Source organism: Agrobacterium sp. 22-214-1, assembly GCF_053522465.1.
The window spans coordinates 760,783-774,165 of the sequence record NZ_JBNWCK010000001.1; the positions used below are offsets into that span (position 1 = coordinate 760,783).

Annotated in this window: 17 protein-coding genes and 2 tRNA genes; 10 read left to right on the forward strand and 9 right to left on the reverse strand. The window is 58.2% G+C overall.

The window, feature by feature from the left end:
• From uppE to ACQZ5G_RS03855, 4 genes are all read left to right on the forward strand, one after another.
• Positions 1-1,554, forward strand: a complete 1,554-nt coding sequence (gene uppE / locus ACQZ5G_RS03840; protein ID WP_448737015.1) for a polysaccharide biosynthesis glycosyltransferase UppE — start codon at positions 1-3, stop codon at positions 1,552-1,554.
• Positions 1,551-2,792 carry a polysaccharide biosynthesis O-antigen ligase family protein UppF gene (gene uppF / locus ACQZ5G_RS03845; protein WP_448737016.1) on the forward strand — a complete coding sequence of 414 codons (1,242 nt, stop codon included), beginning with the start codon at positions 1,551-1,553 and terminating at the stop codon, positions 2,790-2,792. The genes uppE and uppF overlap by 4 nt, the downstream gene beginning before the upstream one ends.
• A 79-nt stretch (positions 2,793-2,871) precedes the next feature.
• Positions 2,872-3,021, forward strand: coding sequence for a hypothetical protein (locus ACQZ5G_RS03850; RefSeq protein ID WP_003521552.1), 150 nt, complete (start codon positions 2,872-2,874; stop codon positions 3,019-3,021).
• 172 nt (positions 3,022-3,193) lie between these two features.
• On the forward strand, positions 3,194-3,847 hold the full coding sequence (locus tag ACQZ5G_RS03855) for a hypothetical protein (protein ID WP_448737017.1): 654 nt from the start codon (positions 3,194-3,196) through the stop codon (positions 3,845-3,847).
• 71 nt (positions 3,848-3,918) lie between these two features.
• On the opposite strand, the gene ACQZ5G_RS03860 is transcribed toward ACQZ5G_RS03855, so the two are convergent.
• Positions 3,919-4,455, reverse strand: a complete 537-nt coding sequence (locus ACQZ5G_RS03860) for a DUF1269 domain-containing protein (RefSeq protein WP_003521556.1) — start codon at positions 4,453-4,455, stop codon at positions 3,919-3,921.
• Between the two features lie 219 nt (positions 4,456-4,674).
• Here ACQZ5G_RS03860 and ACQZ5G_RS03865 point away from each other — a divergent pair.
• From ACQZ5G_RS03865 to ACQZ5G_RS03880, 4 genes are all read left to right on the forward strand, one after another.
• A tRNA-Pro gene (locus ACQZ5G_RS03865) sits at positions 4,675-4,751 on the forward strand.
• Positions 4,752-4,889: 138 nt separating this feature from the next.
• Positions 4,890-5,150, forward strand: coding sequence for a hypothetical protein (locus ACQZ5G_RS03870; RefSeq protein ID WP_020811146.1), 261 nt, complete (start codon positions 4,890-4,892; stop codon positions 5,148-5,150).
• 103 nt (positions 5,151-5,253) lie between these two features.
• Positions 5,254-5,460, forward strand: coding sequence for a hypothetical protein (locus ACQZ5G_RS03875; RefSeq protein ID WP_448737018.1), 207 nt, complete (start codon positions 5,254-5,256; stop codon positions 5,458-5,460).
• 86 nt (positions 5,461-5,546) lie between these two features.
• Positions 5,547-5,774 carry a DUF6429 family protein gene (locus tag ACQZ5G_RS03880; protein ID WP_125145983.1) on the forward strand — a complete coding sequence of 76 codons (228 nt, stop codon included), beginning with the start codon at positions 5,547-5,549 and terminating at the stop codon, positions 5,772-5,774.
• 149 nt (positions 5,775-5,923) lie between these two features.
• On the opposite strand, the gene ACQZ5G_RS03885 is transcribed toward ACQZ5G_RS03880, so the two are convergent.
• The 7 genes from ACQZ5G_RS03885 to ACQZ5G_RS03915 all read right to left on the reverse strand — a co-directional run bounded on the left by ACQZ5G_RS03885 (position 5,924) and on the right by ACQZ5G_RS03915 (position 11,618).
• On the reverse strand, positions 5,924-6,421 hold the full coding sequence (locus ACQZ5G_RS03885) for a ferritin (RefSeq protein ID WP_271045062.1): 498 nt from the start codon (positions 6,419-6,421) through the stop codon (positions 5,924-5,926).
• Between the two features lie 72 nt (positions 6,422-6,493).
• Positions 6,494-6,949, reverse strand: a complete 456-nt coding sequence (locus ACQZ5G_RS03890; protein WP_448737019.1) for a pseudoazurin — start codon at positions 6,947-6,949, stop codon at positions 6,494-6,496.
• Positions 6,946-7,767 (reverse strand): ABC transporter ATP-binding protein, encoded by an 822-nt coding sequence (locus tag ACQZ5G_RS03895; RefSeq protein WP_448737020.1) that lies wholly within the window; start codon positions 7,765-7,767, stop codon positions 6,946-6,948. Before ACQZ5G_RS03895 ends, ACQZ5G_RS03890 begins: the two co-directional genes overlap by 4 nt.
• The gene (locus ACQZ5G_RS03900; protein ID WP_059752584.1) at positions 7,764-8,816 is read right to left on the reverse strand and encodes a FecCD family ABC transporter permease; all 1,053 of its coding nucleotides are present in this window, start codon (positions 8,814-8,816) and stop codon (positions 7,764-7,766) included. The genes ACQZ5G_RS03895 and ACQZ5G_RS03900 overlap by 4 nt, the downstream gene beginning before the upstream one ends.
• A 112-nt stretch (positions 8,817-8,928) precedes the next feature.
• Positions 8,929-10,041, reverse strand: a complete 1,113-nt coding sequence (locus ACQZ5G_RS03905) for an ABC transporter substrate-binding protein (protein ID WP_448737021.1) — start codon at positions 10,039-10,041, stop codon at positions 8,929-8,931.
• Between the two features lie 296 nt (positions 10,042-10,337).
• Entirely contained in the window at positions 10,338-10,892 is a 555-nt protein-coding gene (locus tag ACQZ5G_RS03910) for a dual specificity protein phosphatase family protein (RefSeq protein ID WP_003521565.1), read from the reverse strand.
• A 138-nt stretch (positions 10,893-11,030) separates the two neighbouring features.
• A complete protein-coding gene (locus ACQZ5G_RS03915; protein WP_059752579.1) occupies positions 11,031-11,618 on the reverse strand; it encodes a YqaA family protein in 588 nt (195 codons plus the stop codon).
• A gap of 511 nt (positions 11,619-12,129) precedes the next feature.
• Between ACQZ5G_RS03915 and ACQZ5G_RS03920 the strand changes: the two genes are divergently transcribed.
• Entirely contained in the window at positions 12,130-12,774 is a 645-nt protein-coding gene (locus ACQZ5G_RS03920) for an exopolysaccharide biosynthesis protein (RefSeq protein WP_448737022.1), read from the forward strand.
• Between the two features lie 3 nt (positions 12,775-12,777).
• On the opposite strand, the gene ACQZ5G_RS03925 is transcribed toward ACQZ5G_RS03920, so the two are convergent.
• Positions 12,778-13,056, reverse strand: a complete 279-nt coding sequence (locus tag ACQZ5G_RS03925; protein WP_448737079.1) for a hypothetical protein — start codon at positions 13,054-13,056, stop codon at positions 12,778-12,780.
• 177 nt (positions 13,057-13,233) lie between these two features.
• Here ACQZ5G_RS03925 and ACQZ5G_RS03930 point away from each other — a divergent pair.
• Positions 13,234-13,308 (forward strand) — tRNA-Asn (locus ACQZ5G_RS03930).
• The last annotated feature ends 75 nt before the right edge of the window (positions 13,309-13,383 follow it).

Consider the following 13,383-nt stretch of genomic DNA (forward strand, 5'->3'; position numbering starts at 1 on the left):
ATGACCAAGACTGACAAGGACAGGCTGCAATTCGATCTGGCGTCATTGCGCAAGAAACTCTCCGACCATGAACCCGGCGGGGCTTCGGCATCCGAAACCGTCGTTCTCAATCCGCTCGCACGGCAGATCGCCAACCAGCTTCGCGCCGGCAACCATTCGCCCAACATGGTGATCGGGCAATTGCGGCTTCTCGAATTCACGATGCTCGTCGTCATCGCCGCCATCGTCAACGGCATTGCAGCCGATCGCGGTCTCGAAACCTTTCTGTCGGTTTTCGGCGGCGGCGTATTGGGGGCGGCGCTCTGCGTTTTTCTGTTACAGGCCGGTGACTGCTATCAGCTTCCGACACTGCGCACGCCGCTGAAGATGTTCGCGCGCATTCAGGGTGCCGTCTGTCTCTCCTTCGTGGGAATTGCCTGTTTCCTTCTCCTCTTCTTTCCCGATGCGCTGCATTCCTGGCAGGCCTTCGGCATCTGGTATGCAACGGGTGCGGTGGCGATCTTCGCCGGGCGGCTGATCCTCGGCTTCGCCATTCGCCACTGGGGCCGCAACGGCGTCATGGAACGCCGTGCCGTCATCGTCGGCGGCGGCGATACCGCCAAGGACCTTATCCGTTCGCTGGAGCAGCAGTCCGATAACGATATCCGCATCTGCGGTATCTTCGATGACCGGAAAAGCGCCCGTTCTCCCGAGGTTGTCGCCGGCTATCCCAAGCTCGGCACCTTCGCGGAGCTGGTGGAATTTGCCCGGCTGACGAAGCTGGACATGCTGATCATCGCCCTGCCGCTCAGCGCAGAGGCGCGCATTCTCCAGCTTCTGCGCAAGCTGTGGGTGCTGCCGGTCGATATCCGCATTGCGGCGCATGCCAATAAATTGCGTTTCCGCCCCCGCGCCTATTCCCATGTCGGCAAGGTGCCGATGCTCGATGTGTTCGACAAGCCGATCCGCGACTGGGATTCGGTGGCGAAACGGGTGTTCGACATCACCTTCAGCCTCATCGGTATCGCCCTTTTATGGCCGGTGATGATGGGCGCGGGAATTGCCGTGAAAACAACCTCGAAAGGCCCGGTCCTTTTCAAGCAGAAGCGCCACGGCTTCAACAATGAGACGATCAACGTCTGGAAGTTCCGGTCCATGTATACGGAACTCAGCGATCCGACCGCGAAAAAGGCCGTGACGAAGAACGACCCGCGCGTCACGCCCGTCGGCCGCTTCCTGCGCAAATCCTCGATGGACGAGCTGCCGCAGCTTTTCAACGTTCTTTACGGCGATCTTTCGCTCGTCGGGCCGCGCCCGCATGCCGTTCATGCCCAGACGGGCGACCTGAAATATACCGAGGTGGTGGAGCACTATTTCGCGCGCCACAAGGTCAAGCCCGGTGTTACCGGCTGGGCGCAGATCAACGGCTGGCGCGGCGAGATCGACCATGGCGACAAGATCAAGTTCCGCACCGAATACGATCTCTATTACATCGAGAACTGGTCGCTGTTCCTCGATCTGAAGATCCTGTTCCTCACGCCGATACGGCTGCTGAAATCGGAAAACGCCTATTGACCCACACCGGCTACCAGCACGCACCGGATTTCGACGCGCCGCTGGCCGCCATGCGGCTCGTCGGTTCGTTCTTCATCGCATTCGGCGTGTTCCTTTCCGGTTTCGTCATTTCCGAGCCGGCGCCCTATGAGCTGATGATGGTGGGACAGGTGGCCCTGTGGTTCCTGCTCGGCCTTCGCCTTTCGCGCACCGTCGTCCTGCTTCTGTGCCTGCTACTTGCCTTCAATGTCGGCGGTTATCTTTCGCTCACCACCATGGCCGATCTGGACGAGGGGCCGCTTTATCTCGCCGTCTCGACCTTTCTGGCGCTGACCTCGGTTTTTTATGCGGCGATCATAGAGGACAAATACCAGCGGCTGCTTTTGATTTTCCGGGCCTGGCTTGCGGCGGCGCTCATCACAGCCCTGCTCGGTATCATCGGATATTTCCACGCCATTCCGGGTTTCGAGGTCTTCACCCTTTACGACCGCGCCAAGGGCGCCTTTCAGGACCCGAACGTTTTCGGTCCCTTTCTGGTGACCCCCTCGCTTTACCTCATTTACGGCCTTCTCACCGGCAAGGCAATGCATGCGCCCTGGCGGATCGCCGGGCTGCTCATCCTGTCGCTTGCTGTGTTCCTGTCGTTCTCGCGCGCGGCCTGGGGCCTGTTTCTGTTCGCCACCATCCTCCTCGTCTTCGTGATGCTGCTGAAGGAGCGCACGGCCGCGTTTCGCCTGAAGATCCTCGTGCTGTTTCTCATCGCCGCCGGGCTGATGGTCGCGGCGGTCATCATCGCGTTGCAGTTCAAGCAGGTGGCGGATCTGTTCTCCAGCCGCGCTTCGGCGGTACAATCTTATGACGGCGGCCATCTCGGGCGTTTTGCCCGCCACTATCTCGGTTTTCTGCTCGCCATGGAACACCCGCTCGGCATTGGCCCCATGGTGTTCGACAATATCTTTCCCGCCGCCGAACATAATATCTGGCTGAAGAGCCTGACGACGCATGGCTGGTTCGGTTTCGTGATCTATCTGGTGTTGATCTGCTGGACCATCGCCGCGGGTTTCAGGCATCTGCTGCGGCCACGGCCCTGGCAGCCGTTCCTCATCATTTCCTGGGTAACTTTCGTCGGGCATGTGATGATCGGCGCCGTCATCGATACCGACCACTGGCGACACTTCTTCCTGCTGCTCGGCATATTGTGGGGATGCATGGCGCTTGAAAAACGCGAAAGCCTGCGCCGCCGCACGCGTGCCGCCTAAAACACTTGCCCTTACGGAACCTTGCGCCATTTCATGCGTTTAGCCCCGGATTCTGATTGTCAAACGGGGAGACATCTTAATGACGCAGACCAATAATCTCTATCTCATCATCGGCGCGCTCATCGTGGTCATCGCAGGCCTCGGCATCTATGTCTGGCACGAGGAAAGCAAGCCGAAGGGGATCGAGATGAATATCGGCCCGAACGGCGTCTCCGTTCAGGAGAACTGATCCGCAAGCGTCGCGCAAAGTCCGGCCATTAAGACCGGGTGCATCCCAAGCCGAATACGGCCGGGATTCGCCCGGTCTTCTTATGAGAGGAGACGAAAGGCGGGATCGATGCCCGCGGAGCCGGTTCGGTACGAATGATGCGTATCGCCCGATCAAGGAAACAGCTAGCGCAATGGTCTCCTCCATCGACCTGTCCACACGCCTCACCGCCACCAGACTGGCCCTCAAGGCCATCAAGGAGCAGGAAGACAGTTCCGCCGCCACATCCTCCTCCTCGACGCGGACATCTCTCCTCGATTCCTACGGGCTAGACACCTCCTCCTCGTCGTCTTCCACCAACACGCGGCTCACGCAGCTTCTGGCGCAATATGCCCAGACCTCGAACGAGGATACGCAGACCGACGACACGGACACCCAGCTTTCTTCCGGCGATATTACCAGGGCCGATTTCATGAAGGAGCTGAAGGAGACGCTGGAAGAACTGGCCGCGGATCCGGACAAGGCTTCGCAGGCCAAGGCCATGCTCGAGGCTTTGACGGCCGGCACGCTGACCGTCTCCGATCCCGCCGAGGGTGCGCAAATCAAGGCCTGGGATGTGGCCTCCGATACAGAAACCACCTCCAGACCGGCCTCGGACATCGCCATGACGGGATGGAGCGACTTTCTGAAAGACCATCTCAAGCGCGACGGCTCGGCCTATGCGAGAAGCGAGACCGGCGCCTATGTCGATACCGTTTCCGGCGACAACGCGTTTTTCGGCAGTGTCGGCAGCCGCTATTATTATCTCACCTGGCCGCAGGCGAAAAACGGCACTTTGACCGTATAAGCCGAATTCCCCGATGCCTGAACGGATGGCTGCGACATGGAACCTGCCGCAGCCTCGCTTTCATCGTCTGCTCAGACGGCAGGCGCTGCAGCCGGTTCGGCTCCGCCGGAAAGCGCCTTCTGCAACTGCGCTTCCTGCGCCGGCGACAGCGACGTCTTGATGACCCGCCCGCGCAGGCCTTCGAATTCCGCCAGCACCTTTTCCGGCTGTACCTTGCGGATCAGCACGAACAGCGCAGAAGAACCGTTGGGAATGGTTTCGCCGAGTGATTTGATGAAATCGTCATCGATACCGAAATCCGTCAGCGAACCCGCAAGAGCGCCCGTACCGGCACCGATGGCGCCGCCGATGGCAAATCCCGCCAGTGGATTGAGGAACAGCAGGCCGACGAGGCCGCCCCAGAGACCGCCGGACAGGAAACCGGAGCTTGCGCCGATCGCCGTCAGATTGACGCTCTGTTTCAGATGCACCTTGCCATCTTCATCGCGAACGACAACCACGGCATCTTCCAGATCGACCAGATATTCCTTTTTCAGGCCTGCAAGCTTCAGAAGCACCCTGTCGGCCACTTCCGTTCCGTCAAAACCAACAACGACGAGTTCGGACATAGTTCGTCTCCCTGAGTTTCAATTCCGCTGCGATTGAACGCCGAAGCGGGCGGCTTGTTCCGGCAATGATGGAAAGAGGATGTGTCATGCGTTTGACGGCCGCCCATCCGGGCTGCTTAGTCCCCTTCTGCACCATCCACACCCTTTGCTCCTTTTTTTATGAAAAGACCATTTTCCGCTTGCGCCCTAACAGGCTTATATATAAACGGCTTTCAGGTTCGGAGCGTAGCGCAGCCCGGTAGCGCACTTGACTGGGGGTCAAGGGGTCGTGGGTTCGAATCCCGCCGCTCCGACCATTAAAATCAGATAGATAGCCAGTTCCCCCAGAGCTGGCTATATTTGTTTCAGCTATCTGGTAACCCGCGCCATGCGCGAATTTAAAAGCCCGGATTGGGCTATACGTTTGTCCAGGCCTGAGAATGAGGTGTGCCGAGATGGCCAAAAAAACGAAAATAGAACACTCAGAATTCTCGGGCGAGTTTGAAGACGACGGTATCACGGTTCTGGTTGATATCTACCGGCCCGCTGGCACACAGCAGGATTGGACGCTCGAGGTCATCAGCGAGCATGACGATGTCACCACCTGGGACGAACCCTTCGCGACCGACAAAGACGCCTGGGAAGAATTCCTGGCCACGTGTGAGAAAGACGGGATTCGCAGCTTTCTGGATGGCGAAGATCCGTCGGTCCACTAACGTTCAATTCCGCAGTGCCGGACTGTAAAGGGCGACGCCCATTGCGTTGTTGACTCTCTGCTAAAATTAGAACATTTAGTGAACAAAAGAGAGGTCATCCACTATGTCCGACGCTGAAAAAATCACCCCCATACGGCCCGACGACATAGCCGGATATATCATCCAGTGTCATGACGGCGATGCGAAGGCGGCTGTCGAAGCCCTTCTCGGCGAAATCGAGCATCTGCAGGAACAGCTTTCCCTGGCGGTCGCCATTATGGGAAAGGGATATACGCGCGGATGGACGCCGCTGGACGGGATTGGGCGCTGATAAGCCCTGTCATTGCACCGGACCGGAGAAGCCGATAACTTCCCGCAGATAGCGAACCTTCACTGCCAATCGTCGCGAGGTGTTGAATGGATATCGATGAAGAAAAAATCGATGACACGGTGCTTGCACTGCTATGGCTGACCCTTCACAACGACTACTACGCTTGGAAGGGGCATGACTGGGATGTGCTGGAGCGTTTGCACCAGAAGGGCATGATCGATAACCCTGTCAATAAATCGAAGTCGCTGGGGCTGACGCATGAAGGGCGTCAGCGTTCGGAAGCGTTGTTTCGGCAACTCTTTACGCGACAGTGATCGGGTTAAGCCGCCGTCACGCAGTATCGCCTGACAGATTGGAATGGCCGCAACTTTTCTGAGGCGATGCCGAGTTCACCCGGCATCGTGGTACGTGATTTACCCGATCATGAATCGCATACTATTGAGAGTTGGGACTGGCACAGCAATCAGCCCTTGTCCGCCAGCTGACCGATTTCGCGGTCGATCAGGTAAAGCGCATTGGGGCCGTCGCCGATCAACTCGATCTTGCCGAGTATGGTGCGGCAAAGGCTGTCTTCCTCATGCTGCTCATCCACGAACCATTGCAGGAATGAGGTGGTGGCGTGGTCTTTTTCCGCGCGGGCAAGATCGACTGCCGCGTTGATGGCGGCGGTGACGCGGGATTCGTGCTCCGTCACGATGGTGAACAGGCCCTTGATGTCGTTTGCCGTGACCTGCGGCGCCGGCAATTCGGAAAAGGTGACGCGTGCGCCGAGATCGTTCAGAAAGCCGAAGATGCGGTGCATGTGCTCCAGCTCTTCCGCTGCGTGGCCGAGCAGGAATTTATAGCAACCGTCGAGATTGCGTTCCGCCGCCCATGCGGCCGCCTGAAGATAGGCGTGGTGGGCGCGCAGCTCGCCATTGAGGAGATCGTTCAACGTCGTTTCGATCACTTTGTTTGCCATGGTTTCATCCTTGGTTTCGGGTTGAAGAAGCGGGTTTGCGGTGCAGATTGGTGCGGCGTGAAAGGCGGGGCGTTATTGTGCGGGCGTCACCTGCCCCAGCGCCGCCTCCAGCCTTTCGCTCTTCATGACGAGCTTGGGCCGCAGCTTCTCGGCCTTTTGTCTGACGGCTTCGAGATTGACGGGCTTGCCGACCTGAATGATGCCGATCATCGCCATCATCAGATGCGGCGGGCAATAATAGAGATAGACACCCTCCTTCTCGACAGTGACGGTGAAGGCCTCATCGAGCTTGCTTTTCCAGGGGCTAACGCCTTCCGGAACCGCATAGGACTGCACATAGTGGCTGGAATTTTGCGGCACGAAGGTAATGGTGTCGCCCGGCTCCGCCTTCACATAGGAAGGCTCGAACACCATGCCGCCATCCTTGCCGTAATTAAGCATCAGGATCTTGTGTTCTGCGGAAAGGGATGGCGTGGCGGGAAGGATTACAGCAAAAGCGGTGGCGAACGTCATCAAAAATCGTTTCATGCAATTATTCCTTCAAGGGTTTTGAAATGTTCGAGCGGCGGGTCGCCCGCCGGCTGGATGACGGGATTGCCGCGCCGGTCGCGCAACACCTCCACGGCAACGCCATAGGTGTCGGAAATGAGCTTCGGCGTGACGATATCGCCCGGTGCGCCGGTCGCCTTCAACGCGCCATCCGAAATCACCAGCAGGTTGTCGGCATATTGGCAGGCGAGGTTGAGATCATGCAGCACAACAAGCGTCACCCGGCCATTGGTGCGGGTTTCCTGCCGCACCAGATCGAGAAGCGCCACCTGATGCTTGAGGTCCAGCGCGCTGACCGGCTCATCGAGCAGCATCGCCTGCGGCTCACGCATCAGAACCTGCGCGAAAAGCGCCATCTGCCGTTGCCCGCCGCTGAGCGAGGCGATCTCCCTGCCCGCCAGATGGGCTATTCCGGCCTGATGCAGGCGTGTCATGGCCAGATCGAGCGTTTCGTCGTCAATATGAAGCGAAAGCCGGCAGAAGCGGCCGAGCGCCACCACCTCCAGCACGCTGAGCGCTATATCGGCGGCCGTATCCTGCGGCATATAGGCGAAACGATCCCGCCAGTCCATGCTGTGCCGCCCTGCCCTTTCCCCGGCCCGAAGGCGACGCTCGCCGAGGCTGATCGCGCCGGCGGCGAGCGGCAGGTCACCGAAGATCGCTCTGAGAAGCGTCGTCTTGCCTGTGCCGTTGGGGCCGATGACGGCATGGATGCGCCCGGGCTCCAGACGTGCCGAGAGGTCTCTCACAATAGCCTGCCCACCACGTTCGACGGAAATATTATCCAGAACCATCATCGGCCACGCCTCTTCGGAGCGAAAATCAGCCACAGGAGAAACGGCACGCCGACAATGGCGGTGACGATGCCGACCGGGAACAGAGCGCCGGGAATGATCGATTTGGAGAGGATCGAGGCTGCCGAAAGCATCAGCGCGCCGCTCAGCACCGACATCGGCAAAAAGAAGCGCTGATCCTCGCCCACCGTCATACGGGCGATATGCGGTGCGACCAGCCCGATGAAACCGATGACCCCGACAAAACTCGTGGCCGTCGCTGTCATGATGGCGACGATGATGAGAACCTTCATGCGCAGCCGGCGGACATTGATGCCGAGGCTGGCTGCCCGCATTTCTCCCATCCTCAGCGCCGTCAGTTTCCAGCAATCCGCCATCAGCAGGGCGCAGCAGAAGGCGGTGACCGCGGCCGTCAAACCAAGTGTTGGCCAGGTCGCCTTGGTCAGGCTGCCGAACAACCAGAAAAGAATCTGCTGCGACAGTTCCGGCGAGGACAGGAACTGGATGAGCGACAGCAGCGACTGAAACAGGAAAAGAAGCGCGATGCCGCCGAGAATGATGGTTTCGGCCGTCATCTGCCGCATGGAGGCCAGCATGAAAAGGAAAAGCGCAGCGAGCATGGAAAAGACGAAAGCGCCGAGTGGAACGGCAATCATGGCATCCAGCCCGAGACCGCCGAGCGCAAGCACCAGCGCGGCGCCAAAGCCCGCCGCAGCCGCCATGCCGAGCGTATAGGGGCTTGCCATGGGATTATTAAGCAAGGTCTGCATCTGCGCGCCGCCGGCGCCGAGCGCCGCTCCGACGGCGAGCGCCATCAGCGCCATGGGCAGGCGAAGGCCGCGCACGATGGAATCGGTCATCGCCGCCCGTTCGCCAAGGCCAGTCAGCGACTTCACCACTTCGGCGGGCGACAGCAGCGAGGGACCGGTGGCGATATCGAGAACGAGGCTTACCGCCATCAGCACGAAAAAGACCAAGACGACGCGCCAGCGACGACGTTCACGCAGCCGGTGCGCACCGATGGCTTCGGCATTGCGGGCGGCAATTGTCATGGAAAACCTGTTTGAAAAAGACGCTGAAAAGCGGACGCCGTGCAGTGGCGTCCGCAGAATTTAACCTTCAGCGGCAAGCAAATGTGCTTTTCCGCCGCCGGCCACAGAACCATCAATCCTTGACGGCGATGGCAAAGGTGCCTTCAGGCGTGACCGGCAGGTACTTCCTGTAATAGCCGAGATAGTTCGCGATCGGATCGACATCCTTGAACTGCTCGGGATAAAGCTGCTTGGCGATATATTGCACCATGGCGAAATCGGAGAGCGTGCGCGACGCGCCCTGATAGACACCGAACAGCTGCCCGTTCTTGATGGCCGGCAATTCACTCCAGCCCTGACGTGTTTCAAAGGCCTTGAGCTTTTCGCGGGCATCCGCGGCCTTCACCGCCTGCCCCATCGGCAGCGCCGCGGGGTTCTTGTTGTTTTCACGGCCGGAAATGAAGATGGCGTCGGGCTTCGAAGCCAGAACCTGCTCGGGATTGATCGGTCCCCACCACTCGACGAAAGGTGCTGCGATATTGTCGCCGCCAGCGGCGGTGGACATGGCGCCCCACATGTTCTTGCCATAGGTGAAGGAATATTCGGCCGGTCCCTTATTGCCGAATTCGACATAGACCTTCGGTTTCGGCTGACCGGATTTCGCTACCCGTTCGCCGACGTCCTTCAGCGAACCGGCGTAGAATTCCGCAATTTCCTTGCCGCGCTGCTGCTGGCCGGTGAGTTCGCCAAAAAGCCGGGTGGAGGCGACGTGGCGCTCGACTGTCTGGGCGTTATAGTCGACGACAACGACGGGAATGCCCTCTTCTTCCAGACGGTCGGCATCGAGACCGAGCGCCTTGTATTGCCAATCCGCCAGGATCACCAGATCGGGATTGAGGCTCAGAACTTTTTCGACCGAGAAGGTCTGGGCTTCGACTTCGCCGACATCGGCAATATCCGCAAGCGAGGCGCGGTGAGCGAGATGCATTTTCCAGTTGGCGGGAACCCAGCCTTCCCACGCTTCGCGGGAAATGCCGACGACGGAATCATAGGCCTTTTCGCCACCCACCGCCATGTAGTCCTCGAAATAGAAACCGAGAACGACGCGTTTTGCAGGAAGATCAACCTTCACCTCGCGTCCGATGACGTCGGTGATGGTCTTCTCTGCGGCGGTAGCGGAAGGTGCGATAAAGAAAACGGATAAGAACGATGCGGCAAGGCCGCCGATAAATGTTTTGCGGGTCATGATGCGATCCAGAAGTTGAAACAATGCCGCTGTATAAAAGGTGACACTGCGAGTCAACTTAAATTACAAAATCACATAAGTTGCTAATATAAAAATGAAAATTGTCATTTCCGGTAAAATTCACACCGGGAAATATCCCGCTGGACGGCGGCGATAGATGATGCGCCGCCGCGCCCTCAACCGGCCAAGATCTCTGGGTTGCGCCCGTCCCGATAACCTCCGTCATCGAGACAGGACGCAAGATCCCATTCAGCTTATGAAAGTGCTGTCCTGCGGGAAATGCGCTCGAGCCGACTTCAGAACTCGTTGGAGGCGATGGCGAAATCGTCGACGACGGGCATCTTTTCCGCGTTCTCCCAGGTTCGGTCCATGGCGTAGGTTTCCGAGAGATAGGGAATGCCGATATGGCCGAAGCGGAAGGAAAGCTGGCTTTCCGCCTGTTCCTCATCAAGCTTTGCCACGCGGCTGAGATAGAGCGCGGTGGCGAGGCCTGTCCTGTCCGCACCGGCCTTGCAATGAATGAGAATGGGCTTCGGCGCATCGCGCATGATGGCGACCAGCTCGTTGACCCTGTTCATGTCGAGCTCCTGACTTGCCGACATGCCGAAATCGATGTGATTAAGTCCCAGCTCGCGGGCGGTTTCGACCTCATCGCGATACCAAGCCTTGGATTCGTTCGCGCCGCGCAGATTGATGACCGTCCTGATACCGTGGTCTTTGGTATAGCGGACGAGCTGCTCATTGCTCGGCTGGTTGGAGCGATAAAGCTGCCCCGCGACAACCTCGTGAAAATTGCCCAGGAGCTGAATGGCGTAGAGATAACCGCCTGCGGCAAGCACAGCAATACCCATGCCCCAAAAGGAGCACTTCCAGAATCTTCGCATAATAAAACGGTTCCCTCATTCGACGAGAGAACCGATACAGGCGGATTCTGACAGTAAGCTGAAAGTTATGCGACAGTATTGTAAGAGTAGAAAATTTGCGCTTGATCAACGCACGAAAACGTAAACCGCATAGACCGCGATGAGCGCGGCGGCGGCGGCCGCGGTGATGGCGCCGAGGCGTTTTTCGATGAAATGACGCACCGATTCCCCGTATTTCTGCAGCAATCCGGCAAGGATGAAAAAGCGTGCGCCGCGCGTGACGACCGCCGAAAGAATGAACAGGCCAAGGCTGATATTGGCCGCGCCGGAAAGGATCGTCACGACCTTGATCGGCGGCAGATGCGCGAGCCCCGATGTTACCAGCAGGAGAACGATGGTTTCGTAATCCACGGAGTTCTTCAGATGCTCGAAGCTGTCGAGCTTGCCGTAAAATTCGAGAATGGGTCGGGCGATGCTTTCAAAGGCATAATGACCGAGGAACCAGCCGGCGATGCCGCCGAGAACAGAGGCGACAGTTGCCACGAGCGCATAAAACATCGCCTTTTTCGGCCTGGCCAGCACCATGGGCAAGAAAAGCACATCGGCAGGCACGACGAAGATGGAGCTTTCCACGAAAGCCACGATTGCCAGCCACCACACGGCGGTTTTGCGCGCGGCAAGCGCCATCGTCCAGGCATAGATGTTTTTCAGCATGTCGTGTCCCCGGGGAAGAGTGTTGCGGAGTGAAGGCAGGCGGGAGCCAAGGCATATCGGCGGTGATTCATGCGGTTGCCGGCGAGCCGGAGAGACCGGCCCCGAATGAGGATTAGAGACAACGCAAGAGAATGGCAAATGTTGGAAAATTTATTTTTGCATCGCAAAAAATCATAAAGACGAGCATTTCCCGCCCATACCGAGAGCTGGTTGCTGCGATGCGAAATTTCACCCTGTGGTAGATGAGCTCGCCTTTTTGCTGTAGAATGAAGGTGGACGGAAGAGGAGGAAGTTATCATGGAATATGTAAGCTTCGTTACATCGATCAATCCGGTCATACTTGTCATTCTGCTGGTGGTTCTTCTTGCAGGGGCTTACAGCAGCTGGGTTTCGCACTGAGCAGGAAGGAACCACTCGACCAAATGTGAAAGGCTCCGTTTCTATCAATGATAGGCATTGGGCCGGATGAATGTTATCAAGCCCGGAGTTAAAACAACTCCCGGGAAGCCGCATGACGAACGAATTCGCATTCACTGATACGTCTGAAAAGCTCAGCACGACGCTTGAGAAGCTGATAGGAAAGCTGCAGGGTCAGACGATCACGTTGCGCGAGTTGATGGAAGCGATCGGCGAACAGGGCCTGTTGCTTATCTGCGCAATCGCCTCCCTGCCCTTTCTCATCCCAGTTTCCATTCCCGGCGTCAGCACGGTCTTTGGTGCGGCGATCATCCTTGTCAGCCTGGCAATCACCCTCAACCGCCTGCCATGGCTGCCGGCAAAAATCCTCGACCGGCAGATGGAGACGGAAAAGCTCGTTCCAGCCCTTCAAAAAGGCGTCGCCATCGTCTCCAAGCTCGACGGTTTCATTCGCCCGCGCATTCCCGCGCTGACGACCGGCATCATTGCCAACCGCATAAACGGGCTTGCGCTGATGACGGCGGGCGTATTGCTGATGATGCCGCTCGGCTTCATTCCCTTCTCCAACACCCTTCCGGGTGTCGCGATCCTGCTTTTTTCGGCCGGGATGATTCAGCGAGATGGTGTCACCGTGCTCGGGGGCTACCTGTTTCTGGGGCTGACGGCGATTTATTTCGCAGCGCTCGCCTATGCGGCCTTCTGGGCTGGCCAGGGCATCAGCAGTTCCATCGGCGCATAAGACCTATTGCCGGTCGCCATTGCGGGTCTCGCGGCGGTTCTGCCGCGATGCCCACCAGACCGCCAGCCTTCGCCGCTGGCGGCGAACCGCCGGCAGATCGTGGGAAAGCACGACGAGACCGAGCGGAATCATCCAGAAGCCGAGAACGGGCAGGAAACCCAGCGTTCCGCCCACCACCAGCGCCGAGCCCGTCGCAATCCTGCCGACGCGCGAACGCGGCATGGCAAGGCTCCATTTTCCGACATGGAGGCGGTGCGTTCTGTGGTCGATACCGAATTTCATTTCCATCCTGCCCTTTTGCATTTGGCCTGTGGATAATTTTTTCACCGGCGATAAGCCCGGAAAATCGGGACTCTGGAGGGATAAAACAAGAGGAATGCGTTTTTTTTGAAAAAACCGCTTGGCAAATCGGAAAAGCATTTGTATTACCCCGCTCACACCGCGCCAAGCAGCGCACGTTCCCTGGTAGCTCAGCGGTAGAGCATTCGACTGTTAATCGACAGGTCGCCGGTTCGAATCCGGCCCGGGGAGCCATTTCTCTCAAAAACATGTTTTGAAGAGCGAAGTGCAGCTGCAATTCGCCCCATTCTTCTCGGGGGTTGTCGTGAC

What these genes read in the sequence shown, in the direction of transcription:
- uppE (WP_448737015.1), top strand. Translation starts at nt 1, where the DNA reads ATGACCAAGACTGACAAGGACAGGCTGCAATTCGATCTGGCGTCATTG.
- ACQZ5G_RS03850 (WP_003521552.1), top strand. Translation starts at nt 2,872, where the DNA reads ATGACGCAGACCAATAATCTCTATCTCATCATCGGCGCGCTCATCGTG.
- ACQZ5G_RS03855 (WP_448737017.1), top strand. Translation starts at nt 3,194, where the DNA reads ATGGTCTCCTCCATCGACCTGTCCACACGCCTCACCGCCACCAGACTG.
- ACQZ5G_RS03860 (WP_003521556.1), bottom strand. Translation starts at nt 4,455, where the DNA reads ATGTCCGAACTCGTCGTTGTTGGTTTTGACGGAACGGAAGTGGCCGAC.
- ACQZ5G_RS03870 (WP_020811146.1), top strand. Translation starts at nt 4,890, where the DNA reads ATGGCCAAAAAAACGAAAATAGAACACTCAGAATTCTCGGGCGAGTTT.
- ACQZ5G_RS03875 (WP_448737018.1), top strand. Translation starts at nt 5,254, where the DNA reads ATGTCCGACGCTGAAAAAATCACCCCCATACGGCCCGACGACATAGCC.
- ACQZ5G_RS03880 (WP_125145983.1), top strand. Translation starts at nt 5,547, where the DNA reads ATGGATATCGATGAAGAAAAAATCGATGACACGGTGCTTGCACTGCTA.
- ACQZ5G_RS03885 (WP_271045062.1), bottom strand. Translation starts at nt 6,421, where the DNA reads ATGGCAAACAAAGTGATCGAAACGACGTTGAACGATCTCCTCAATGGC.
- ACQZ5G_RS03890 (WP_448737019.1), bottom strand. Translation starts at nt 6,949, where the DNA reads ATGAAACGATTTTTGATGACGTTCGCCACCGCTTTTGCTGTAATCCTT.
- ACQZ5G_RS03895 (WP_448737020.1), bottom strand. Translation starts at nt 7,767, where the DNA reads ATGATGGTTCTGGATAATATTTCCGTCGAACGTGGTGGGCAGGCTATT.
- ACQZ5G_RS03900 (WP_059752584.1), bottom strand. Translation starts at nt 8,816, where the DNA reads ATGACAATTGCCGCCCGCAATGCCGAAGCCATCGGTGCGCACCGGCTG.
- ACQZ5G_RS03905 (WP_448737021.1), bottom strand. Translation starts at nt 10,041, where the DNA reads ATGACCCGCAAAACATTTATCGGCGGCCTTGCCGCATCGTTCTTATCC.
- ACQZ5G_RS03910 (WP_003521565.1), bottom strand. Translation starts at nt 10,892, where the DNA reads ATGGGTATTGCTGTGCTTGCCGCAGGCGGTTATCTCTACGCCATTCAG.
- ACQZ5G_RS03915 (WP_059752579.1), bottom strand. Translation starts at nt 11,618, where the DNA reads ATGCTGAAAAACATCTATGCCTGGACGATGGCGCTTGCCGCGCGCAAA.
- ACQZ5G_RS03920 (WP_448737022.1), top strand. Translation starts at nt 12,130, where the DNA reads ATGACGAACGAATTCGCATTCACTGATACGTCTGAAAAGCTCAGCACG.
- ACQZ5G_RS03925 (WP_448737079.1), bottom strand. Translation starts at nt 13,056, where the DNA reads ATGAAATTCGGTATCGACCACAGAACGCACCGCCTCCATGTCGGAAAA.